Below are 22,564 nucleotides of genomic sequence, written 5' to 3' on the forward strand. Positions count from 1 at the left end.
GGCCTCCACGGTTCGGCTCCCCGGTCAACGTATCCTTGCGGGCTGCACACATGCCGTGCCTCCTGACCTCCGACTGCAGGCATCACAGCCTGCGCCTCTTCAGTTGATTCTGTCTACACCCACTTACTGACCATGCAACCTGAAGCTGAAGCGCACCGTTCGGCACCCTGCTGGGCCGACCTGTCAACGCTGGCGCTGGCCGGGGGTGGCAACCGCTGCTGGTGGCAGGCGGGCGCCCTCAGCCACCTGATGGAAGAAGGCTGGGTGCTGCCGACGCAATGGATTGGCACCAGTGCCGGGGCCGCGATCGCGGCGGCCTGCCTGACCACCGGGCCACGGACGGCGCTCGACGCCTGCAAGGCGTTGTACGGCCAGACTGCCAGGATCTTCCACTGGGACAAGCTGTTGCAAGGTCGCTTCGAGTTCGCGCACCAGACCGTCTACCCCGCCTGGCTGGATGCGTTCGTGAACGACGAGACGTTCGGTGTGCTGCGGAAGTCTGGCGCGTCGCTGCGGGTGGCGGTGACGCGGCCGTCGCGCCTGTTGGGACTCGGCGCGAGCGTGTTGCTGGGCACGCTGGCGTATGCCGTGGACAAGCAGGTCTGGCACAGCATCCATCCACGACTCCCCGGCCACCTGGGGTTGCGCCAGGAGTTCATCGACATCTCGCGGTACAGCGATGCCGCCGACGCGCACCGCGTGCTGCTGGCGGCGGCCGCACCACCGCCGATCATGGCGGCGGTCAACGTGCAGGGCGCCTATGCGTTCGACGGCGGCTACACCGACAACGCGCCGATCCCTGAACAGACGCTGGCCCAACGACAAGGCACGCTGGTGATGCTCACGCGGCACTACCCTTCACGGCCACCGCTGTTCCGATTGCGTGAGCGCCTGTACTGGCAGCCCAGTCAGCCCATCCCGGTTTCTACGTGGGACTGCACGGCAAAGACCACGGTGGACCAAGCCTTCCAATTGGGTAGAGTCGATGCCGCCAGCGCCACGCAGCTTGGATGGCTGGCGGCGCAGGGCTGATCTCTCTGCCTTGTCTTTTGTCTTCCTGTCTTCCTTGTCTTCCTCTGAACCACGGACGCTCCCATGAACAAACGTCACCGCATCGCCGTCATCCCCGGCGACGGCATCGGCAAGGAAGTGATGCCCGAGGGGCTGCGCGCCCTGCAGGCCGCCTCGCAGCGCTTCGGCTTCGAACTCGACCTGCACCCGATCGAATGGGCCAGTTGCGACTGGTACCAGCAGCACGGCGAGATGATGCCCGCCGACTGGAAGGCGCAGCTCCAGGGCATGGACGCGATCCTGTTCGGCGCGGTCGGCTGGCCGGCGACGGTGCCGGACCACGTCTCGCTGTGGGGTTCGCTGCTGAAGTTCCGCCGCGAGTTCGACCAGTACATCAACCTCCGGCCCGCGCGGCTGTTCGAGGGCGTGCCGTGCCCGCTGGTCGGGCGCCAGGCGGGCGACATCGACATGCTGATCGTGCGCGAGAACACCGAGGGCGAGTACACCAACCTCGGCGGCACGATGTACGCCGGCACCGAGCGCGAGATCGTGATCCAGGAGTCGGTGTTCAGCCGCTTCGGCGCCGACCGGGTGCTGAAGTACGCCTTCGAGGTGGCCGCGAGCCGCCCGCGCCAGCACCTGACGGTGGCGACCAAGAGCAACGGCATCGCGCTGAGCATGCCGTGGTGGGACGGCCGCGCCGACGCGATGCACGCGGGTTATCCACAGGTGACGGTGGACAAGCAGCACATCGACATCCTCACCGCCCGCTTCGTGCTGCAGCCGCAACGCTTCGACGTGGTGGTGGCGACCAACCTGTTCGGTGACATCCTGAGCGACCTCGGCCCGGCCTGCACCGGCACGATCGGGCTGGCGCCGTCGGCGAACCTCAACCCGGAGCGGCGCTTCCCGAGCCTGTTCGAGCCGGTGCATGGCTCGGCGCCGGACATCTACGGCCGCAACATCGCCAACCCGGTGGCGATGGTGTGGTCGGTGGCGCTGATGCTCGATTTCCTCGGGGAACGCGAGGCGCATGACGCGATCGTGCGGGCGATCGAGCAGGTGCTGGTGGACGGGCCGCGCACGCCGGACCTGGGTGGGGCGGCTTCGACGACGGCATTGGGGGAGGCGCTGGCGGCGCGGGTGTGACAGCGCGGGCGTCCGATGGCACAGTCTGCCCCCTGACAATGCAAAAGCAAACAGGGGGACAGCGGCGATGGCCCGTCATCACAACGAAGAAGAAACCAGGTTCTGGCGCATCGATCCGGTGTTGCGCGTCAAGGGCTACGACGCCTCCTGGAAGCTGCGGCTGGAAACCCCCGCGCCGGTCGAGCCTTCGACCGATGACCTGAAGGGCCGACGCCGCTCCGGCAAGGGCCGCACCGACTACTTGTTGTGCATCCACCCTCCCGGCGCGCCTCTGCCGCTGCCGGTCGGCGTGATTGAAGCCAAGGCCGAGAACGCCGACCCGCTCAAGGGGATGCAGCAGGCCAAGGGCTACTACAGCGGCACGGCAGCCCGCCACACGGTGCGCTATGTGTTCAGCACCAACGGCCACCGCTACGCCGAGTTCGACCGCACCACGCAGCAGCCCGGCGACGTGCGCCCGCTCGACGAGTTCCCGACCCATGGCGAGCTGACCGACCGCTATGTGCGGGACAGCGGCGTTGATCTGGCTTCGCCCGGCGCTGCCATCCTGTTCCAGCCCGACAGCCCCGCCTTCGACCGGCCGCGCTACTACCAGGACGCCGCGATCCGGTCTGCGTTCGAGAAGATCCTGCGCAGCGAGCAGGCGGGCGAGCCGGCGCGGGTGCTGATGAGCCTCGCCACCGGGGCGGGCAAGACGGTGATCGCCGCGAACCTGCTGTGGCGGCTGCACGAGGCCGGGCGGTTGGCCAAGCCGGCGCTGTTCCTGTGCGACCGCGACGAGTTGCGCGAGCAGGCGATGGACAAGCTCGGCCGGGCGTTTCCGAAGGGCAGCGTGCGGGCGGTGCGCACCGAGCAGGGCGACAACGCCGCCCGCAACGCCCGCGTCCACATCGCCACCTACCAGACGCTCGGCATCGACGGCGAGCCGGGCAACGACGGCGCGCCGGGGGCCGACAGCTTCCTGAGCCGCCACTACGGCGAGAACGCCTTTTCGGTCATCGTCATCGACGAGTGCCACCGCTCGGCCTGGGGGCGCTGGTCGGAGGTGCTGCGGCGCAATCCGCAGGCGATCCAGATCGGCCTGACCGCCACGCCGCGCCAGTTGCGGGCACCGCGTCAGCACGGGCCGCAGGCGCCGGCCATTGCCGACGCCACGGCCGAGGACGAGCGCATCACCGCGAACAACCTCGCCTATTTCGGGGCGCCGGTCTACGAGTACACGCTGATCCAGGCGCAGGAGGATGGCTACCTCTCGGCCTGCGAGATCGTGCGGCTGAAACCTTCGATCGACGGACGCATCTTCACCCGCGAGGAGATCGAGGCGATCGGCGTGACCGACGTGCGCACCGGGCAGACGCTGCCGATCGAGGAACTCCAGGCCCAGTACGGCGCACGCCAGTTCGACGACGACCTGATCCTGCCCGAGCGCATCGAGGCGATGTGTGCCGACCTGTTTGCGCGGCTGTGTGCCTGCGGCGGGCCGGAGCAGAAGGCCATCATCTTCTGCACCCGTGACCTGCACGCCGACCGCGTGGCCCTGCAGATGCAGCGGCTGTACGCCGACTGGTGCGCGCAGCAGGGGCGGGCGCCGAAAGAGCACTACGCCTTCAAATGCACGGCCAGCGGTGGCGCCGAGTTGCTGGAGCCGATGCGCGGCTCGGGCGAGCGGTGTTTCATCGCCTGCACGGTCGATCTGCTGGCGACCGGGGTGGACATCGAGCGGCTCAACGCGGTGGTGTTCTTCCGCTCGCTGGCGTCGGGCATCCTGTTCTATCAGATGGTCGGGCGTGGCACGCGGCTGCACGAGCCGACCCGCAAGTTCAAGTTCTGGCTCTATGACTACACCGGCGTGACCGACCTGTTCGGCACCGAGTTCCTGACGGTGGCACGCAAGCCTCGTGTGCGTCTGGGCGGGGATGGCGATGGGGACGACGACGAGACAGACGACGACCGCAATGGGCCGCCGCTGCCTGAACTGCGCACGGAAGAAGGGATCACGGTCGATCAGGTCGGGCGTTTCATCCTGCAAGCGCGTGAGGTGGACGGCGTGATGCGTGACGTGAAGGTGCCGCTGGACGAGTACCGACAGGGCATGGTCGAGCGGGTGCTGAAGGAGGCGGCGACGCTGCAGGAGTTCCGTGGCCTGTGGGTCGAGGCACGGCGGCGGCGGGCGCTGATCGACCACCTGCTGGGGGCGCATTACTCGCCCGAGACGGTGCGCGAACTGACCGGCATGAAGGCGTTCGACACCTTCGACCTGTTCGCCCACCACGGCTACCGGGCGCCGGCACTGCAGCAGACCGAGCGGGCGCAGGCGTTCCTCAGTGCGCAGGCACCGTGGTTCGCGTCGATGGACGAAAAGTCCGCGATCGTGCTGCGCGGCTTCGGCCACCAGTTCGCGGCGGGCGGCACGCTGGCGCTGGAGTCGTCCGAGCTGTGGAACGTCCCGGAAATCAAGCGCGCTGGCGGCTTGGCGGCGCTGAAGCCGCTGGGGCGGGCGGCGGAGGTGGTGATGGATGTGAAGATGAGGTTGTTTGGGGTATGAGTGTGGAAATCATGAAGCTGGGTGCTGTGGCCGACATCAATCCGCGCCGAATATCGGCTGCACTCAATGACACGGATGACGTCAGCTTTGTCCCAATGAGCGCGGTCAGCGAAGTGACCGGCACGATCGAAGCGGCAGTTGCCAAACCGTTTGGCGACGTCAAGAAGGGATACACCTGCTTTTCGGATGGAGACATCCTGTTCGCCAAGGTGTCTCCTTGCATGCAGAACGGCAAGCACGCCATCGCATGGGATCTGATCAATGGAGTGGGTTTTGGATCGACAGAGTTTCATGTGATCCGCCCTGGGCCACTGGTCTTGGCGGAGTGGATTCATTACTTCCTGCGGCGGCAAGACACGCTGCAGGCAGCGATAAAAACCTTCAATGGCGCCGTTGGTCTCCAGCGCGTTCCATCCGATTTTCTGGAGTCGCTGGAAATTCCTGTGCCGTCCTTGGACGTTCAACGAAATCAAGTCGATCTGTTGCGGCGGCAGCTTGCGGCGGTTGAAGAGGCGCGGCAGGCGGCGCAGGCGCAGGTGAAGGACGCTGACGCGCTGAAGGCCGCGCTGTATCGATGTGCTTTTCAGGGCGTGGTGCCTGTCGCACTGCCGCTCGACTTGGAAGACGCTCCGGCGGGCTGGTGCTGGACCAAGCTGGCCGATCTGGCCCGACTGGAAAGCGGCCACACGCCGAGTCGGGCACGGCCGGATTGGTGGGGCGGGGATATTTCGTGGCTGTCGCTGACGGAAATCCGGGCGCTGGACGGGCAGTGGGTGAAGTCCACCGAGATTCGCACCAACGAGGCGGGGATTGCCAATTCCTCGGCCCGCATCCTGCCGCGTGGCACGGTCTGCTTTTCCCGCACAGCCTCCGTCGGCTTCGTTGCACTCATGGCCGAGCCGATGGCGACCAGCCAGGACTTCGCCAACTGGGTTTGCGGCGATGATCTCGATCCTGAGTTCCTGATGTACGCCCTGATTCGTGCCCGAACCGAATTGCGGGCACTCGCCACCGGTGCGACGCACAAGACAATCTACATGCCAATGCTGGGATCGTTTCACCTGTGCCTGCCTGACCGTGCAACGCAAGGCGCGATCGTCCGAGCACTGAAGGCGCAACTTGCCGCCGCAGAAGAAGCGCGGCAGGCGGCGCAAGCACAGTTGGACGAGATCAAGCGGCTGCCGGGTCGGCTGCTGGCGCAGGCATTTGATTCAAACCACCCGCAGTGATGGACGTTCCCGAGAGGGCCTATCTAAAGACTCCGCAAGGTTATTGGTCTGACTTGACAAGCCTGTAATAGCCAAGCTGAAAGTGAGGTTCTCGAGATCTTCCGAGTAAATATTGAGGTCTCGCGCAATGTCGGCCAAACGGATGCCTTCTGCTCGTAATTTTTCAAGAACTTTTGCCAATAGCTGGGAAAACTCTGGCCTCATCGGCTCAGGTTCTTGAGTCCGATACCCACTCTTAGCGATATCGATACACAAGCTGCGATATGTCCACTCCGTGAACAGGCCGAGTTGATTCATGCGGAACGCCAAGGCCGCGACTGATACACCCCAAGTTTTTTTTAATTCCATAAGTGTTTTTATGGAAACAAATCTTGGTTTGGAGGCAATGATATTGTTGCTTGGCATCAAAAATGCCGAGGCAAAGGCTTGAGCATCTTTTTCCATTTTTTGAGTATGCTCACCGCCGTGCAGCATGGAATGCCTGTCGCACACCAAATGCTTTAACTCATGTGCGGCATCAAATCGACTATGCTCAGCAGACTTGAAGGTATTCAAGAACACAAAAGGCTTGCCACCATTCCATACACTGTAGGCATCGACTTCCTTGGCATCAATGGCGAGAGAGAAGACCCGGATACCCTTGGATTCGAGTAGATGAATTATGTTTTGAATGGGGGATTCCCCAAGGCCCCAAATCCTGCGTAATGTCTCGGCAGCGATTTCTGGAGGAAGATCACTCAAGTCTGGCAAATCAGCAGTCGGCAAACTAAACCGCTCTTCCATCCACTCATTAAACAGAAATGCGATGGAGCCTGCGGTTAATGCGCTATTTTTCAGTGCGCCGGACATTTTCGACATGGAGCGGAAGCTCGCTGCGTGATCACCTATGATTGGTAAATCATCGCCATAAAAGAATACCACAGGAAATTTGAGTAGTTCGGCAATTTTTTCTAGATTTGCCGGTCCGGGAGAATACTCCCCCGACTCGTACCCTTGAATCGCCCGACTATCGACCCCCAGAGCTTTAGCCAGTCGGGTTTTGGTCCATTGGCGCCTTACTCTTGAAAATTCAATTCTCTTGGGGTTTACGATAGTCATGTGTCACCTTTATTTATCCTGTCTTGCGCTCCACGGATACATCGATCGGCGCTTGCGGCACGTCTGCGATATTAACATTAACCGGCCCATCAGACAAGGTTTCAAGTATTATTCTGTCGCTCCAAGCAATAATTTTTTTGCCTTTGAATGCGGATGGGCGAGACAGCTCTGCACGAATGGTCACGCCACCTTGTTGTTCATCCACATGATAAAGAAAAACCCATATTTGAGTGCCAGAAGGCGGGCGTTTTAATTCGTGCAATGCGCGTGATTCAAACAAATCGTACTGATTGTTCTGCTGTATGGCTGCATCGAGAACAGGGCCTTTGTCGGCTTGATTCTTCGGTTGACCATGCTTTTTTCCTGTGTCTTTGCATCCAGTCATCATCAGGATGGCAATCGACTTGTCAGGAGACACAATCATTGGGCAGTTGTTGTTATCTTTTGAAAGCCATGCTCTGAGCGTCAGAATGGTTCTGAGCGCATGGACCAAGCTGTGCCAATGCAGAGTGCCGGCAGCGGTCGGGGCATGGAGTCGCGTGACTTCTTTGCGTGCTCGAAGCCCGGACCCACTGGCCTCCAGGAAGATCAACTGATCAAGGGCTGGGTCTAACGCCCAGAGGCGGGCCTGAGCCTCGGAGGGATCACTGATGACTTGAGCCGGGCGCGGAGAGGGTTCTATGTCGAACAAGATCGTTCCAGAAGTGTACGAACTTCCGATTGTGCCACCTCAACATGAGGAATGAAAAGCGGAAGTTGTGCTGGCATGCTTTGACGCTTCACCGGTGCGAGAACGCATCGGTGCTGCCTGTCAGGACTGGCGATGCGACTGCATGACGCAGGTCCATCCACGGCTGCTGCGCCTCTAGCGTCTAGTGAGGCAAACTTGCCGACAAATGACAGATCGCTCTGGAGCCTTGATGACCACTCACACACCGATGACCTGTTTGTCGAATGGTGAACTGGCACCCATCTGCCAGCGCCACGGCATCCACCGGCTGTCCGTGTTCGGCTCGCGCTTGAAGGGCACGGCCCGTCCCGACAGTGACCTGGATTTGCTGGTTGAGTTCGAGCCAGGGCGAGTCCCCGGTCTGATCGGCTTGAGCGCCATTGAAATCGAGCTGACCGAGGCACTCGGCATCAAGGTGGATCTGCGCACGGCGCAGGAACTGAGCCGCTACTTCCGCGACGACGTGCTGCGCTCTGTACAGGTGGCCTATGCCGCCTGAAGACCGCAACCGCTCGCACGACGAAGCCGTCGTGGAACTGCTCAAGGCAGACCCAGCCTTGGCAGACGAGTACCTCGCCGTCGCGCAGGAAGAGGCCGAAGAACCGGGCGGGCCTGCCGCGCTGTCGGCTGCCTTGCGCCACGTCGCCGAGGCCCAGAAGACACCCAACGCCGAAACCCTCGCCGCGATGGAAGAATCCCGCACCATCCTGGCCAGCCGCCGAGCGCGTTTCGCCTCAGCCGAGGCGCTGTTCGCCAGCCTCGAACAAGGGCGCGACGAATAACCCGCGCCTCGCACCCCATCGCATTCAGAACAACAGAACCCATGGCCGAACCCCGCCCGAAATCCATCGCCTCGACACCATCCCTCTCCAGCACGGTCAAGTCGATCTGCGACATCCTGCGTCGCTCGAACTGCGCCAGCGCACTGCAATACGTGCCGGAACTGACCTGGATACTGTTCCTGCGCATCCTCGACGCACAGGAAACCCGTGCCCGCGAGGAGGCCGAGGCCATCGGCGACGACTTCACGCCTGCCCTGCCTGCACCGTTTCGCTGGCAGGACTGGGCCGCCCCGTGCAATGTCGAGCAGGAGGCCCGCACGCCTGAAGGCCAACTCGTCGGATGGAAGCGGCAGGCACTGGGTTCGCGCATCGGTACGCTGATCGAGTTCGTCAATAAGGAACTGCTGCCCTACCTACACGGCCTGGACACCTTGCCCGACGGCCGCCCGAATCCATCCGCCACCCCGAAACAGCGCGTCATCGGTCGCATCATGACCGCGGTCGAGCGCGTGCGTGTCGATACGGAAGCCGACTTCATCGACATCCTCGACCGCCTCCACACCATCCAGATTGACCACATCGACGACACACACGTCTTCACGCTGTCGCAGGTGTACGAAGACCTGCTGCTGAAGATGGGCGAGAAGAACTCCGACGGCGGCCAGTTCTTCACACCCCGCGAAGTGGTGCGCGCCATGGTCGCCACGCTGAACCCGGTCTTCGGCGAGACCGTCTACGACCCGTGCTGCGGCACGGGCGGCTTCCTGGCGCAGTCCTACGAATGGATGAGCCGGCGCATGGGCGATCAAGCCACCGGCACCGACCTGGAGCGGCTCAAGCACGACACCTTCTTCGGCCGCGAGAAGGAAAACCTCGTCTTCCCGATCGCGCTGGCGAACCTCGTGCTGCACGGCATCGACCAGCCCAATCTCTGGCACGGCAACACGCTGGCCGACCAGCCGACCTACGCCGGCTTGTTCGAACAGGCTCCGCCCACCTTCGACGTGATCCTGACCAACCCGCCCTTCGGCGGCAAGGAGAGCAGCGAAACCCAGGACCGCTACAGCTTCCACTCCAGCGCGACGCAGGTGCTGTTCCTGCAACACCTGCTGGACGAGCTGGCGCTGCCGAGCGATGAGCAGCCGGGCGGGCGCTGCGGTGTCGTGCTCGACGAAGGCTTGCTGTTCCGCACCAACGAATCGGCTTTTGTGGAAACCAAGCGCAGGTTGCTGGACGAATGCGAGCTGTGGTGCATCGTCAGCCTGCCGGGCGGCGTGTTCTCGACGGCAGGGGCGGGCGTCAAGACCAACCTGCTGTTCTTCACCAAGGGCCGCCCGACCGAGCGCACCTGGTACTACGACCTCTCGCACGTCAAGATGGGCAAGAAGTCGCCGATGACGCTGGCGCACTTCGGCTGGAACCCGGATTTCACGCTGATCACCGACGACGCGGCGCTGCCGGCTTCGCTGGTCGAGGACTGGCACACCCGCGAAGGCAACGAAGGCCGCTTGTTCCCGACCTTCGCCCGTCTGCTCGCGTGGCGTGGTACGCCCCAGGCCGACAGCGATGTCTCGTGGACGATCGACGTTGCCGCCCGCCGTGCCCAGGCCCGTGCCGACATGGCGCCACACGAGGCCGAGGCTGTCCGCTGTCGTGAGGAGGCCGTGACACTCAGGGAGCAGATGGCGGCACTGAAGAAGGCCAAGGCGTCCGAAGCCGCGTGGCTCGCAGTTCAGCAGCAGTGGCAGGCGATGGACAAGGCTGCACGGGATGCACAGGCCCGCGCCGCAGCGATCGACGCGGCGGCGTTTGACCTGAAGGCGGTCAATCCGAATGCCCGCGTCACGCAGGACACCCGTTCGCCATCCGAGATCCTGGCGGCGATCACCGCACATGGGCGGGACATGGTGGCCGCACTGGACCGATTGCGCCGACTGGTGGCTTGAGCCGCTGGCTGCTCAAGCCACCGAGGCTGCCCCATCCAGTACCGCCCCCCACAGCCGGTACACCCAGAAACTCTCCTCCCCCTGCATCCGCTGGCGCAGTTCCTCCGGGCTGAAGCCGGTGACGCGGCGCGTCTCGCGGCACAGGTGCGACTGGTCCGCGAACCCGCCCAGCACCGCGACATCGGCCCAATCGACCGCTCCGCGCTGCTGCGCGGCGAGCACCTCGAAGAACACCACCTCGGTGCGGCTGATCCCTTTGAGCTGGCGCAGCGGCTGGCCGGTCCAGCGTTTGATGCGGCGCTCGAACTGCCGCAGGCTGCGCCCCGGCGCCGACGTGGCCGCCCGCAGCGCCAGCCCCTGCGTCCAGTCGTGCAGCAGCGGACTGCCCAGCACGGCGGTGGACGACGGGCGCGCAGCCTGCCAGCGCGCCTCCAGGAAGTCCTCGATCAGCGCCACACGCCGCTCGTCATCCGCCGCCCGCTGCACCGCCTCGCCCCACGCCAGCCACTCCGGCGGAAGCACCGCGTGTGCCGCCACGGTGCGGTCGATCCAGGCGCTCGGGTCGAGTCCGGTCATCGCGTGCAGCGCGTCCGGCAGCAGCATCAGCATCATCCCGTGGCCCGGCCCGGTGTCGCGGCTGGTGGTCGGGCCGGTCTGGGGGCCGCTGAAGCGCACGGGGTCGGCCGGCATCGGCGCCAGCGTCGGGTCCAGCCATTCGCTGTGGCCTTCGAAAAACCAACTGACCGTGCAGGCCGGCGTGGCGGGGAAGTGGTTGATGCAGCGGGCTTCGGTGGGCGGCCGGTCGAGCGTGCTGCGGCTGAGCACCGCCCGAACGCACGCAGTGAGCGACAGGCGCGGCAGCCACAGGCGGGCTTCATCGGAAGGGCTGACCTCGTGCATGCCGGGCAGTGTAGGGCCGCTCGTCCGGTCGATCGAGCAGGGCGCGTGATGCCCATGCCTGTCGAATTCGTTCAAGACAGCTCACCGTGGCGCGGTGCAACATCAACGCACCATGAACACCAACACCCCCTTGACGACGCCCCTCGCCGCCGTGCCGCGCCCGCCCGGTCCTCCCAGCCCGTGGTGGGGTCTGCCGCTGCTGCGCGCCCTGTCGCGGGACTACCTCGGTTTCGTGCAGCGCCTGCAGCACGCGCACGGCGACATCACCTTCATGCGCATCGGCCCGGAGTGCGCCTACGACGTGTTGTCGCCCGATGGGGTGCGGGCGGTGCTGGTGGAACAGGCCGACCACTTCATCCGCTGGGAGCGTGGCATCGAGGTGTTTGCCCAGGTCTTCGGCCAGGGGCTGCTGACCACCGAAGGTGAGCAGTGGAAGCGCCAGCACCGCCTGTTGCGCCCTGGCTTCGCGCCGCGCCGGGTGGCCGGCTACGCGGCGCTGATGGTGGACGCGGCGCGGCAGGCGCTCGACGACGCCGTGCCCCCCGGTCAGGCGAGCGCCCGCGTCGAGGTGGACGCGCTGATGACGCGGCTGACGATGGACGTGATCCTGCGCACCTTGTTCGGCAGCCGGGCGCGTGACGAAGCCCGCGAGGCGGGGGAGGCGGTGCAGGTGCTCGGTCGTCAGGCGATGCGCGAAATGTTCCTGCCGCTGACGCTGCCGGACTGGCTGCCACTGCCCGGCAAGGCGGGCAAGCGCCGGGCACTGCGCACGCTGCGCGGGCTGGTGGACCGCCACATCGACGCCCGCCTGAACGCCGCGGTCGCCGACCCCGCCACGGTGCCGACGGACGACCTGCTGGCGATGATGCTCGCCGCCCGCGACGACGAGGCCGGCGCTCCCGACGGCACGGGCGCCGGTAGCGGCCTGAGCCGGGCGGAGCTGCACGACCAGTCCATGGTGATCTTCCAGGCGGGCCATGAAACCTCGGCCACGGCGCTGCTGTGGTGGAGCCGCCTGATGGCCGAGCACCCGGAGATCGCCCGCCGCGCCCGCGACGAGGTGGACCAGGTGCTGGCCGGCCGCGACCCGACGCCGGCCGACCTGCCCCGGCTCGACTGGCTGGGCGCTACGCTCAAGGAGGCGATGCGGCTGTACCCGCCCGTTCCCGCCTTGATGAGCCGCCGGGCGGTGAAGGAGGCGCAGGTCGGCCCGTGGCGCATCCCGGCGGGCAGCCTCGTGCGCCTGACGCCGTGGGTGCTGCACCACGACCCGCGCTGGTTCCCTGAGCCAGAGGTGTTCCGCCCCGAGCGGTTCACGGCCGATGCGCCGCCGCTGCCGCGGGGCGCGTGGCTGCCGTTCGGCACGGGGCCGCGGGTGTGCATCGGGCAGCACTTCGCGATGCTGGAGATGACGCTGATCGCGGCGATGCTGCTGCAGCGGTACACGCTGGCGGTGCCACCGGGAGACGACACGCGTCCGGCCGCCGAGCTGAACGTCACGCTGCGGCCGAAGGGTGGGCTGCGGCTGGCCTTCACTCGGCGCTGACCCGCTCACAGGTTCATGGCTGCCCCGCGTACTCGCAGCCACTCCTTGCGCGCGAGGTAATCCGGCAGGATCTTGTCCACCTCATTCCAGAAGTCCGCCGAGTGGTCGCGGTGGTGCCGGTGACACAGCTCATGGACAACGAAGTAGTCGATGATCGTGAGCGGGGCCATCAGGCACTTCCAGTGAAACTGCAGGTTGCCATTGGGCAGGCAAGACGCCCAGCGGTACCCAAGCTCCTTGATGTGCACCGACCCGGCTTGCACACCCACCTTGTCGGCAAAGAAGGCCACCCGCCGACGCAGCCGTGGCAGGCCCTTGTCTTCGTAGAACTGCAGAAATGCCTGCCGAGCCGCTTCAGCACCGCCCTCTTGCACCAGGGAGCGCAACAGACAGAAGCGTCCATCCTTCAATTTCAGCGGTTCATCCTGGTCGTTCACCAGTTGCAGCCGGTAACTGCTGCCGAGATACAGGAAAGACTCACCACTGACCCACTCGCGGGCGACACGGGCAGCGTTGAGTTCCTGCCAGTCGGCCAGATTCCGGTAGATCCACAGCCGCTTGCTGAAAACCGTGTCATCGACCTGCTCGGGCGTCATCCGCTGCGGCGGGCGTACCGTGATCAGGCCGTTGCGCTCGATCACGATGTCGGTGGTCTGACGCTCGGTGCCGGGCAGGAGCTGGTATTCGATGTCCTTGACACGACGAAGCTGCATTCAGGCACTCCCGGTTCGGCCGACACGGGCCGCACGAGTCAGGTCGTCATGGCGGTTCTTGGCCAGCTTCATGATCTCGATAGCCACCCGTTCGCGATGTCGCTTGACCTCGTCGATGGCTGTCCTGGCAATCTCGTCCTTGATCCGGCCGCGCACCCGCTTCTGTTTGTCCGGGTTTTGCCAGAAGTCGATGCTGCCGATCGACTCCTGAAGAATCTCGACCGTGGTTTCCATCAGCGCCCGAAAGCCCGCCTGGTGCTCCGCCGGAATGACACCCTCCGTGAACCCGATCTGGGCAATGTGTTCATGGAAGGTCGTCGCTTCCTTGCCCATGCCCGACTCGCTTTCCTGGCGCCCGGCGCTGGCCTGGGCACGCAGTTTGGTCAGCTTGTCGGCCAGCAGATCCCACTGGCCCTGGTGCTGCTCGATCAGGGCATCCACCTTCTCCGACAGCCGCTTGTAGAAGGCCGGGTCTTCGTCGTGATGCACCGTGCAGTGCTTGCGCAGCGCGTGCTCCATCTCGCTGGCCTTGGCTTCGCCGTTGTCACCGGCATGGGCGGCCAGCTTGTCCAGGAAGTCCTCGGCCAGCAGTTCGACCGGCGCGATCTTGGGGTTGATGCCCAGGCTGATCAGGTGCTCGTTGATCAGCGCCTTGACCTTCTCGCCCGCATTGCCCAGGTCCAGGCTGGCGTCCTTGTAACGCTGCTTCGTGACCTCCAGCAGGTAGCCGAAGCGGTGGGCGGGGACGCGGTAGGGATGGGCGGCTGCGTTCGGCAGCACGATGTCGAGGCTCATCAGGAATTTCTTCAGATGGACCTCGAAGTCGGCCCGCTGTCGTTCGTCCTTCAGCGCCTTGACGGCCTCGTGGACCACCGCCGCGTCGGCCGTCTGGTCGGGCAGCGTGCCGGTGACAAACGCCTTGATCGCCTTGACGCCCAGCGCCGTGAAGTGCTGCAGCAGGCGCTGGTAGCGTTCTTCCAGCACCGGCAGCTCTGACGTGATGTTCTTCATCCCGTCGTGCAGCTCCTGCTGCTCGTCGCTGGCGGCGTACAGCGTCAGCGCCTCGGTCAGGTGGTGGGACAGGCCGATGTAGTCCACGATGTAGCCGCGCTGTTTGCCCTTCTTCACCCGGTTCGTGCGGGCAATGGCCTGCAGCAGAGTGTGCTCGCGCAGCTTCTTGTCGAGGTACATCACCTGTTCGATCGGGGCGTCGAAGCCGGTCAGCAGCATGTCGCAGACGATCAGGAAGGCGATGCCGGTGTGGGTCTTGTCCGGGTCGTCGAGATCGAAGCTGCGGCAGAAGTTGTCTACCGCGTTCATGCGCGCGGCCTGCTTGCGCACCTGCGTGATGATGGCCAGCTCGTTGGTGCCGTCCGACGACACCACCACGGCGGTTTTCAGGAATTCCAGTCGCTTGATCAGATCGGCCTCTGGTGTGGGCCGCGCTTTTTCCTGGGCGATGCGCTCGGCCAGTGCGGCGTCGATGCCCGCCTGGTAGCGCACGCAGGCCAGCTTGGAGTGGCACACCACCTGCGCCTTGAACCCGTTGGGCAGGATGTTGTCCACGTAGTGCCGCACGAGGTCGCGGGCGATGGCGTGGAGGCGCTGTTCGGCTTCCAGGATGTCGCCGGTGGCCCCGTATTTCTTCCTGATCGCCTCCAGCTCCGTCTCGCTGCGGTCGCGGAACAGGTCTTCGAAGGCGTCGTCGAACGCCTGCTTCTCGTTGAGCGCGCTGTCGGCTGTCTTGCCCTCGTAGAGGATCTGCAGCGTGGCACCGTCGTTGACCGCGTCCATCAGCCGGTAGGTGTCGATGTACTCGCCGAAGCGTTTTGACGTTTTTTTCTCGCCGTGCCGTTCGGTGACCAGGGGCGTGCCGGTGAAGGCGATGCGGGTGGCGTTGGGGAAGGCTTCGAAGAGGTTGTCACCGAGGTCGGAACTCTGGGTGCGGTGCGCCTCGTCGATCATCAGGAGGATGCGCTCGGACGTGTTGACCGTGCCGAAGGTCTTGCCCGAGGGGATGGCCAGGTAGGTGCCGAGTGCCTCGGCCACCGTGTTGCTCAGGGCCTGCTTGTGCTCCTGGAACTTGTGGACCATCGCCATGTTGATGTCGGAGCTGTCCGTGGCGAGGTGCTGGCGCAGCGTCTGGCGGCTGTCGATCACGTTGACGCGGCCCCCGATGAGTTTGGCGGTGGCGCCGAGTTGCGCTTCCAGATCCTGCCGATCGTTGACCAGGACGATCTTGTAGTCGTTCAGGTCTTTGCTGGTCCGCAGCATCCGGGCCAGGAACACCATGGTCAGCGACTTGCCCGAGCCTTGGGTGTGCCAGACGACGCCGCTGCGCGCCATCGGGGTGGTGCCGCTGCGCAGGCGCTCGACGATGCGGCCGGCGGCGCGGAACTGCTGGTAGCGGCACACCACCTTGACGCGCGGGCCGCCGTCGGTGTCCATGAAGACCGCGCTGGTGCGCAGGATGCGCAGCAGGTTCGGGCGGGTCAGCATGCCGGCGATGAGCTGCTGCTGGGCGTTCAGCGTCGCCAGGGTGTCATCAGGTTCGGGGTGGAGCGTTTTCCAGGCATAGAAATGCTCGTCGCCCGAGGTGATGGTGCCGTAGTCGGCTTCGAGGCCGCTGCTGCGGATCAGCAGGAGGTTGCTGTGGAACAGGCGGGGTTCGCCTTCCTTGAGTCCGGCTTGAGCCGTCTCGGGGCGGCGGTTCATGTAGCGCTGCAGTTGCACGAAGGCTTCCTGCATCGGATTGGCGCAGGTGACCGAACCCTTCTTGCACTCGACGACGGCCAGCGGGATGCCGTTCACGAACAGCACGATGTCCGGGACGATGAACGCCTTGCCGCTGCCCGGCGTGTCGAGGCGGAACTGGTTGATGGCGTGGAAGTGGTTGTTCTCGGGCGTGTGGAAGTCGATCAGGCGCACGACCGGGTCGGATTCGCCGGTCAGTTCGTTCTGATCGACTTGCGCCTTGAACAGCAGGGCTTGCACCGCCTCGTTGGCTTCGAGCAGCGTGCGGTTGGGCTGGCGCAGCAGTTGGGTGCGCAGGTCGTCGAGTTGTCGCGGGGTCAGCCAGGGCTGGCCGTCGTCGGTGCGGTTGAGGTGGCGCACTGCCTCGTCGAAGACCGACGGCAGCAGCCACTGGCGGAAGTGTTCGCGCAGGCTGGGCGCGGCGCTTTGCGGGATGCCCGTGCCCTGGTCGATGACGGTCCAGCCCTGGGTGGCGAGCTGGTGCAGGAAGGGTTGTTCGACTTCGGTGTATTCGGACACGGTGTAGCGGAGGTCAGTGTTCTGGAGCGCCCGCCAGATCGGGTTGGTCGCGGGTCAATCGATCCAGCGCGATCCCCAGCGCCCGGTCATCAAACAACCGGTCCTTGCGCGCTGCTGCGCCGGGGCCGCCCTGCCAGCGGCGCAGGCCCTCGCGCACGGCCGGCACGGTGGGTTCCACGCCTTCACGGGCCAGCAGCCAATCGACCGTGGCGAGCAGTTCCATGCCGAACGGCGACTCGAACCCGTCGATCAGCCCGGCGGTGTGTTCGAGCGCCTGCGCCCACGGTTTGGCCTCGGTCTGCAGATAGGTCTGAAGGAAAGTCTGGCGCTCGTCGTCAAACCAGATCACGTCGAGCGGGTCGGCGTCGCTGATGCGCTTGTCGCAATGCAGGTAACTGCCGTCCAGGTTGTTGAGCAGGTGGTCGAGGCGGTTGGCGTAAGGACCGTACTTGTGGGCAACGAACTTCAAGTTCAGCGGATTGTTGTCCGGAGAAAAGCGCTCGATGGCCCGTTCGGCGAACCATGCCAGCTTCTGGATTTCCAGCAGGCTGCATTCCATGCCGAGCACCCAGTAACGGCGCACCAGTTCGGCGATCAGGGCGCGGGCGGGGGTGAGTTTCTCGACGCCGCTGCGTTTGGCCACATTCTGGTATTGGCGGGTGGGCTCGAACACCAGGATGTCCAGATCGAGATCGCCCAGGGCAGCCTCGATCTGGGTACGCACGTCGGGCCATTCCAGTCCGCCATTGCCGGCACCCAGCGGGGGAATCGCCACCGACCGGACTTGTTGTTCGATCAGGAAGCGGCCCAGATCCTGCAACCCTTCGATCACCCATTCCATCCGTGATGGGGAACGCCAGTGCTGCTTGGTCGGAAAATTGACGATCCAGCGGGGGCCGTCGAGTTCATGCACTTCGGTGACGAACATGCGGCCGGTCTGCACTTGGCCGGCCTTGCAGGCGGCGGCGTAGCGGCGGAAGTTGTCGTCGAAGCGATCCTTGAACATCAGGGCGATGCCCTTGCCCATCACACCCACGGTGTTGACGGTGTTGACCAGGGCTTCGGCCCGGGTTTCCAGCAGATTACCTTGTGTGAACGTGATCATGGAAAATACCACTTTGGCCTGACATGAACGTCCAGCGCCAGTTTTCTGACTTGTGCATGGGCATCCAGTGAATCCTTGACCTCTTGCGTGTAGCAAACAACTCCGAGCAATCCTGATATGGGCATGTGTCGATGAATCAATGCTTCGGCTTGATACCGCTCGATTTGGGCAGGATCATCTGGATTGCGTGCAAAATTTCGAGCCTGCAACAGCGGCCAATCCACTTCGCCGATGTGCTCCATCGAATTAAAATAGCGCGAGGCCCATGTATAAGCGTGGCGATCAGTAAAAATAAACTCTTGACCCAGTTCTTGCATTTTCGGCAGGCTTGAGACGAGAATGCAGATTTCTTCGTTCGATCGTTTTATGATGCCGCTGCGCCCAGTATAAATATTATACATCATGGGCGAGAATGGGGTGAAATAAAAGGGGATATAGTCGGCCAGTGTTCCGCCCGGTGCAATCGGGATTTCCCTGTGGGCGCGCCGGCTGATCAGGTCGGCGTTGCCAATGGCGACATAATTCACCGACCGGATCGGCGATTTCTCGCAGTGCAGGCCGTTATCCAGAATCCAAGGCAGGTTGTCGCGGTGGACGATGCGCCAGATCAGCGCCTTTTCGGGGTTCAGATTCCGATAAGGGCCAGCCATGCTCACGCCTCCTGCTCAATAGGCGCATCCACCTTCACCGCCACTTCGCCGGTGAGCAGGTCGTGCATCAAGCCATTTTTCTGACTACGCATTTTCTCTGCTTCGGTCTTCAGCGCCTGTATGCGCTGATTCGCACGAGCCAATGTGGCGCAAATTCTCCGCTGCTCTGCAACATCAGGCAACGCGATCGGATAATTTTTTAGCTGCGTTGAATTGATGGATGCAAGATTTGTAGACTGCTTGGAGCTAATCAGAAAGTATTTCTTGCCAAACGATGACTCCGAATACAGCGCCAAGTAATTAGGCAACATGAATTCTTCATCCACACGAACCCGAAAAACATGATTCTGATGGACGCAGTTTTCTATTTCGCCTGCCCACACCGCACCTCGGCCGAGCTTGTCAAAGTCTCCGCCCTCATTCATCAGAACGTCTCCGGGTTGCAGTCGGAGATCATTCAATGTGTTGCGCGAAATACGGACGGTTTTGATCTCGGCAAGATCAAGGTAGCCATCTTGCACATTCGCCACTCGAAGATATGGCGCTTCAATTGTGTCGGAGGGGCTTTCCTTGGCGCCCAGCGTTACCCCTGAGGCAATTTTTGCCATCGTCTCCAGCTTGGATATACCCCACTCCTTTGGAACCCACCCAATCCCCGTCTCCCGATACAACTCCGGCGCCTGCTCCCGCGTCGGCCGCAGTTTACCGTCGGGCAGCACGCCACGGGTGAACAGGTCGTGCATCAAGCCGGCCTTGATCTGCTGGTATTTTTCGATCAGGGCTTCGGTTCTTTCGATAGCAGTGTCTATGCCATCCAACATGCCGGCAATTTTATTTTGCTGGGCCAGCGAAAATTTTGGCACTGGAATTTTACGAATGTCTTCCGACGAAACAGCCGCAAATGTGGAGCCTTGGCTGCGTCGATGCAGATACCCTGAATTTAACTCAACGGCGTGCTTCAAAAAAACTGAATTGGAAAGCGATGGATTCGCCTTGAAAGCGGCCAAACCACGCCCTACGCAATAGTCTTGATCCGCGTAATTCATGGTGCCAACAGGCGCACGCACACTAATCAAGACTGAACCAGCCTTCGCAGTCCGCACAGCGGACTCACAGAAAACCATCGCCCTCGGATTTTTCTGCCCGAATTCGGCGCATCCTTGCAGAAATGGCAACCCCTGTTCATTTGTATTACAAAGCGCCGAATCCGGTGATTGACCCATCGTGATGTCCGCAAGCGCAGCCAAAGTTGTGAATGCCAATTCACTCATAGCCTAGCTCCACCAAAAACGCCTGCAACTCCCGCGCCGCTGCATCCCGCTCGGCCTCGATCTGGCGGGCCGTGACCGCGTACTTGCGCCAGAGGTTTTCGATGGCGGCGACACAGGCGCGCTGGTCGGCGCGCAGGTACTGGCGGTAGCTGTCGAGCAGCAGCCGGCGCAGGCGGGCGACGATGACCTGGCGGGCCTGGTCGGCGCTGATCTTCAGGCGCGCCTGGGCCACCAGCTCGTCACGGCTCTTCTCGGTGGTCTTGATCAGCGACCGCAGCGTGCGCACCTCGTCCTCCAGCGCCTTGTGGCGGGCCAGCCTCGCCTCGATCTGCGTCACCTCGCGCTGCAACGCCGCCGCGTCCCCCTGACTGCTGTCCCGCTTCGCCAGCTTCACGCGACCCTTCGCGTCCTTCAGACTCGCCTTGAGCACCTTCACCTCGTCCGGTGGCAACACCCCGCTGTCGTCGCTGTCCTCGAAATCCTCCTCGCCCGCCGCCGCGAACAGCGCCTTCAGCTCGGCCAGCCGGCTGTGCTGCTGCTCCAGCTCCGCCAGCACCTGCGGAAACTCGCTCTGCAGGATCTCCTCGTCCGGGATCAGCTCCGGCCCCCAGCCACTCGCCGCGATCGACTTGAAATCCGCCGTCAGCCGGTTGTAGTAGTTCGCGAACGCCCCCCGCACCTGGAACGGGTTGAGCAAATGCTGCCCCGCCAGCGCCCGCGCAATGCTGTCCAGCAGCGTGGCCCGCATCGCGTACACGTTGCGGCTGGTGGCGTTCCGGTTCGTCGCATCCGGCGCCAGCGCCTCGACGATCGGCAGGTGCGTGGCCCACCACGACTCCAGCCCCGTCATGAACGCCTCGTGCCGCTCGCGCACCCCCGCATGCCCGTTCACATGCCCCGCGATGGTCCGCAGGTCCGTCAGCACCGGGCCGAAGTCGGCGTAATGCGTCCCGTGTTCCGGAGAAGCCCGTGGCACGAAACAGCTCTCGCGCAGCCCCGCGTAGTTCTGCCAGAAATGCCGCATCGCCTCGGCATCGATCTCCGCCAGCGGCACCCCGCCCTGCAGATGCGCCCGCACATCGTGCGGCTCCGGCGGCGGCGCGTTGTCCACATAGCGGCGGATGTTGCAGTTGTAGCCCTCCGCCTTGATCTCGCTCACCGGCACCCGCCGCGCATAACCGGGAATGTCCCGCCCCGCCCGGTAGGCATGCACCACCTTGTCGATGTCCTCCGGCCGCAGGTGGTTCTGCGCCTTGCCCTCGCGGTACTCGCGGTCGGCGTTGATGAACAGCACCGTGTCGCGCGTGGTGTGCCCCGCCTTGTTCAGCACCAGGAGGCACGCCGGAATGCCCGTGCCGTAGAACAGATTCCCCGGCAGCCCGATCACCGCCTCCAGGTAACCCTGCTCGATGAAGTGCTGGCGCGCCTCCTTCTCCTCGCCGCCCCGGAACAGCACGCCATGGGGCATCACCGTCGCCAGCCGCCCGCCCGGCTTGAGCACCGCCAGCATGTGCTGCACGAACATCAGGTCCGCCTTCTTGCCCTTCTCCGGCATCCAGACCGGAAAGCGCCCCGGGAACTTCATGTCCTTCTTCTGGTAGTTCTGGCTGAACGGCGGATTGGCCAGCACGCGGTCAAACCGCAGGAGCTGCCCGTCCTCGCCCAGGTGCTGCGGCTCGCGCAGGGTGTCCTGCTGGCGGATCACCGCGTGCGAGATGCCGTGCAGCAGCATGTTCATCTTGCAGATGGACCACGTCGTGCCCATCTTCTCCTGCCCGTACAGCGCCAGCTCCGACGCGTCGGCACCGCACTCGCGCAGGTAGTCCCGCGCCTGGATCAGCATGCCGCCCGAGCCGACCGTCGGGTCGTACACGCTCATGCCTTCCTGCGGGTCACAGACCTCGACGCAGATCCGCACCACCTCGGCCGGCGTGTAGAACTCGCCCGCCTTCTTGCCCGCCGAGTCGGCGAAGTACTTGATCAGCCACTCGTAGGCGGCACCGAGCAAGTCCGGGAACTCGAAGTCCGCGTCATGCAGCGGGATCTTCTCGAAGTTCTGGATGAAGTTGACCAGCGTGTCGTCATCGAGCGTGTTCTGGCCGATCTTCTTGTTGAAGTTGATGTGCTTGAGCACGTCCTGCAACGCATCAGGATTGGCTTCCTCCAAGGCTTCCAGCGCCTTGTTCAGCATCGAGCCGACATCTTCCTTGAGGTGCTTGAGCGCCGGATGACGCTCCCCCTTCTCGCCGGTCCAGCCCTCGTTCCAGCGCGCCCGGGGCGGCACGAAGAAATACTTGCCGGAATACTGGTCCGGGTCTTCCAGGCTGTAGGCGGTGTCTTCTTCGCTGGCCTTCTGTGCGACACCTTCCTGGCGGATCTCGGCGCGACGCTCGTCGAACAGGTCGCTGGCCCGCTTGAGGAACAGCATGCCGAAGATGTATTCCTTGTACTCGCTGGCATCCATGTTGCCGCGAAGGTCATCGCAGGCAGTGAGCAGGAGGTGTTCGAGGCGGGCGAGGGTCAGTTTCTGGGGGGCGGACATGGGCACAGGCAGGCGAGGGGACGGCTGAAGCAGCACGTCAGGCGCCGGATTCTTGATTCCAGGGTCGAATCAAG

At 63.8% G+C, this 22,564-nt stretch carries 17 protein-coding genes; 8 read left to right on the forward strand and 9 right to left on the reverse strand.

What is annotated here, in order from left to right; translation table 11 throughout:
• The first annotated feature begins 132 nt into the window (after positions 1–132).
• The 4 genes from QZW52_RS07880 (at position 133) to QZW52_RS07895 (ending at position 5,934) form a co-directional block, all read left to right on the forward strand.
• Positions 133–1,032 (forward strand): patatin-like phospholipase family protein, encoded by a 900-nt coding sequence (locus QZW52_RS07880; RefSeq protein ID WP_293997037.1) that lies wholly within the window; start codon positions 133–135, stop codon positions 1,030–1,032.
• Between the two features lie 63 nt (positions 1,033–1,095).
• Positions 1,096–2,160: a tartrate dehydrogenase gene (locus QZW52_RS07885; RefSeq protein ID WP_293997040.1), complete on the forward strand. Its 1,065-nt coding sequence runs from the start codon at positions 1,096–1,098 to the stop codon at positions 2,158–2,160.
• A 67-nt stretch (positions 2,161–2,227) separates the two neighbouring features.
• The gene (locus QZW52_RS07890) at positions 2,228–4,705 is read left to right on the forward strand and encodes a DEAD/DEAH box helicase family protein (protein ID WP_293997043.1); all 2,478 of its coding nucleotides are present in this window, start codon (positions 2,228–2,230) and stop codon (positions 4,703–4,705) included.
• Between the two features lie 11 nt (positions 4,706–4,716).
• The gene (locus tag QZW52_RS07895; RefSeq protein ID WP_293997046.1) at positions 4,717–5,934 is read left to right on the forward strand and encodes a restriction endonuclease subunit S; all 1,218 of its coding nucleotides are present in this window, start codon (positions 4,717–4,719) and stop codon (positions 5,932–5,934) included.
• On the opposite strand, the gene QZW52_RS07900 is transcribed toward QZW52_RS07895, so the two are convergent.
• Both QZW52_RS07900 and QZW52_RS07905 read right to left on the reverse strand, forming a co-directional pair.
• Positions 5,917–7,032: an XRE family transcriptional regulator gene (locus tag QZW52_RS07900; protein WP_293997049.1), complete on the reverse strand. Its 1,116-nt coding sequence runs from the start codon at positions 7,030–7,032 to the stop codon at positions 5,917–5,919. The two genes, QZW52_RS07895 and QZW52_RS07900, sit on opposite strands and share 18 nt — an antisense overlap.
• A gap of 13 nt (positions 7,033–7,045) precedes the next feature.
• Positions 7,046–7,723: a hypothetical protein gene (locus QZW52_RS07905; protein ID WP_293997052.1), complete on the reverse strand. Its 678-nt coding sequence runs from the start codon at positions 7,721–7,723 to the stop codon at positions 7,046–7,048.
• Between the two features lie 229 nt (positions 7,724–7,952).
• Here QZW52_RS07905 and QZW52_RS07910 point away from each other — a divergent pair, with 229 nt between their 5' ends.
• The 3 genes from QZW52_RS07910 to QZW52_RS07920 are packed head-to-tail and all read left to right on the forward strand — an operon-like array spanning position 7,953 to position 10,490.
• On the forward strand, positions 7,953–8,261 hold the full coding sequence (locus tag QZW52_RS07910; RefSeq protein ID WP_293997055.1) for a nucleotidyltransferase family protein: 309 nt from the start codon (positions 7,953–7,955) through the stop codon (positions 8,259–8,261).
• On the forward strand, positions 8,251–8,544 hold the full coding sequence (locus QZW52_RS07915) for a hypothetical protein (RefSeq protein ID WP_293997058.1): 294 nt from the start codon (positions 8,251–8,253) through the stop codon (positions 8,542–8,544). The genes QZW52_RS07910 and QZW52_RS07915 overlap by 11 nt, the downstream gene beginning before the upstream one ends.
• A gap of 41 nt (positions 8,545–8,585) precedes the next feature.
• Positions 8,586–10,490 carry a type I restriction-modification system subunit M gene (locus QZW52_RS07920; RefSeq protein ID WP_293997060.1) on the forward strand — a complete coding sequence of 635 codons (1,905 nt, stop codon included), beginning with the start codon at positions 8,586–8,588 and terminating at the stop codon, positions 10,488–10,490.
• 12 nt (positions 10,491–10,502) lie between these two features.
• Here QZW52_RS07920 and QZW52_RS07925 read toward each other — a convergent pair whose 3' ends face one another.
• Entirely contained in the window at positions 10,503–11,390 is an 888-nt protein-coding gene (locus tag QZW52_RS07925; protein ID WP_293997063.1) for a helix-turn-helix domain-containing protein, read from the reverse strand.
• Between the two features lie 112 nt (positions 11,391–11,502).
• Between QZW52_RS07925 and QZW52_RS07930 the strand changes: the two genes are divergently transcribed.
• Positions 11,503–12,936 (forward strand): cytochrome P450, encoded by a 1,434-nt coding sequence (locus QZW52_RS07930; RefSeq protein WP_293997065.1) that lies wholly within the window; start codon positions 11,503–11,505, stop codon positions 12,934–12,936.
• A 5-nt stretch (positions 12,937–12,941) separates the two neighbouring features.
• Here the strand turns inward: QZW52_RS07930 and QZW52_RS07935 are convergent, their stop codons facing one another.
• From QZW52_RS07935 to QZW52_RS07960, 6 genes are read right to left on the reverse strand one after another with little or no spacing between them, the layout of a single operon-like run.
• Positions 12,942–13,649 carry a M48 family metallopeptidase gene (locus tag QZW52_RS07935; protein ID WP_293997068.1) on the reverse strand — a complete coding sequence of 236 codons (708 nt, stop codon included), beginning with the start codon at positions 13,647–13,649 and terminating at the stop codon, positions 12,942–12,944.
• Positions 13,650–16,922, reverse strand: coding sequence for a type I restriction endonuclease subunit R (locus QZW52_RS07940; protein WP_293997071.1), 3,273 nt, complete (start codon positions 16,920–16,922; stop codon positions 13,650–13,652).
• Between the two features lie 13 nt (positions 16,923–16,935).
• On the reverse strand, positions 16,936–18,027 hold the full coding sequence (gene darG, locus QZW52_RS07945; protein WP_293997074.1) for a type II toxin-antitoxin system antitoxin DNA ADP-ribosyl glycohydrolase DarG: 1,092 nt from the start codon (positions 18,025–18,027) through the stop codon (positions 16,936–16,938).
• Complete coding sequence (gene darT, locus QZW52_RS07950; protein ID WP_293997077.1) at positions 18,024–18,677, reverse strand: type II toxin-antitoxin system toxin DNA ADP-ribosyl transferase DarT; 654 nt, start codon at positions 18,675–18,677, stop codon at positions 18,024–18,026. Before darT ends, darG begins: the two co-directional genes overlap by 4 nt.
• A 2-nt stretch (positions 18,678–18,679) precedes the next feature.
• A complete protein-coding gene (locus QZW52_RS07955) occupies positions 18,680–19,948 on the reverse strand; it encodes a restriction endonuclease subunit S (RefSeq protein ID WP_293997080.1) in 1,269 nt (422 codons plus the stop codon).
• Positions 19,941–22,490 carry a type I restriction-modification system subunit M gene (locus QZW52_RS07960; RefSeq protein WP_293997083.1) on the reverse strand — a complete coding sequence of 850 codons (2,550 nt, stop codon included), beginning with the start codon at positions 22,488–22,490 and terminating at the stop codon, positions 19,941–19,943. Before QZW52_RS07960 ends, QZW52_RS07955 begins: the two co-directional genes overlap by 8 nt.
• Positions 22,491–22,564 lie beyond the last annotated feature (74 nt).

The organism is Sphaerotilus sp., from assembly GCF_013299175.1.
Classification (GTDB): domain Bacteria; phylum Pseudomonadota; class Gammaproteobacteria; order Burkholderiales; family Burkholderiaceae_C; genus Sphaerotilus.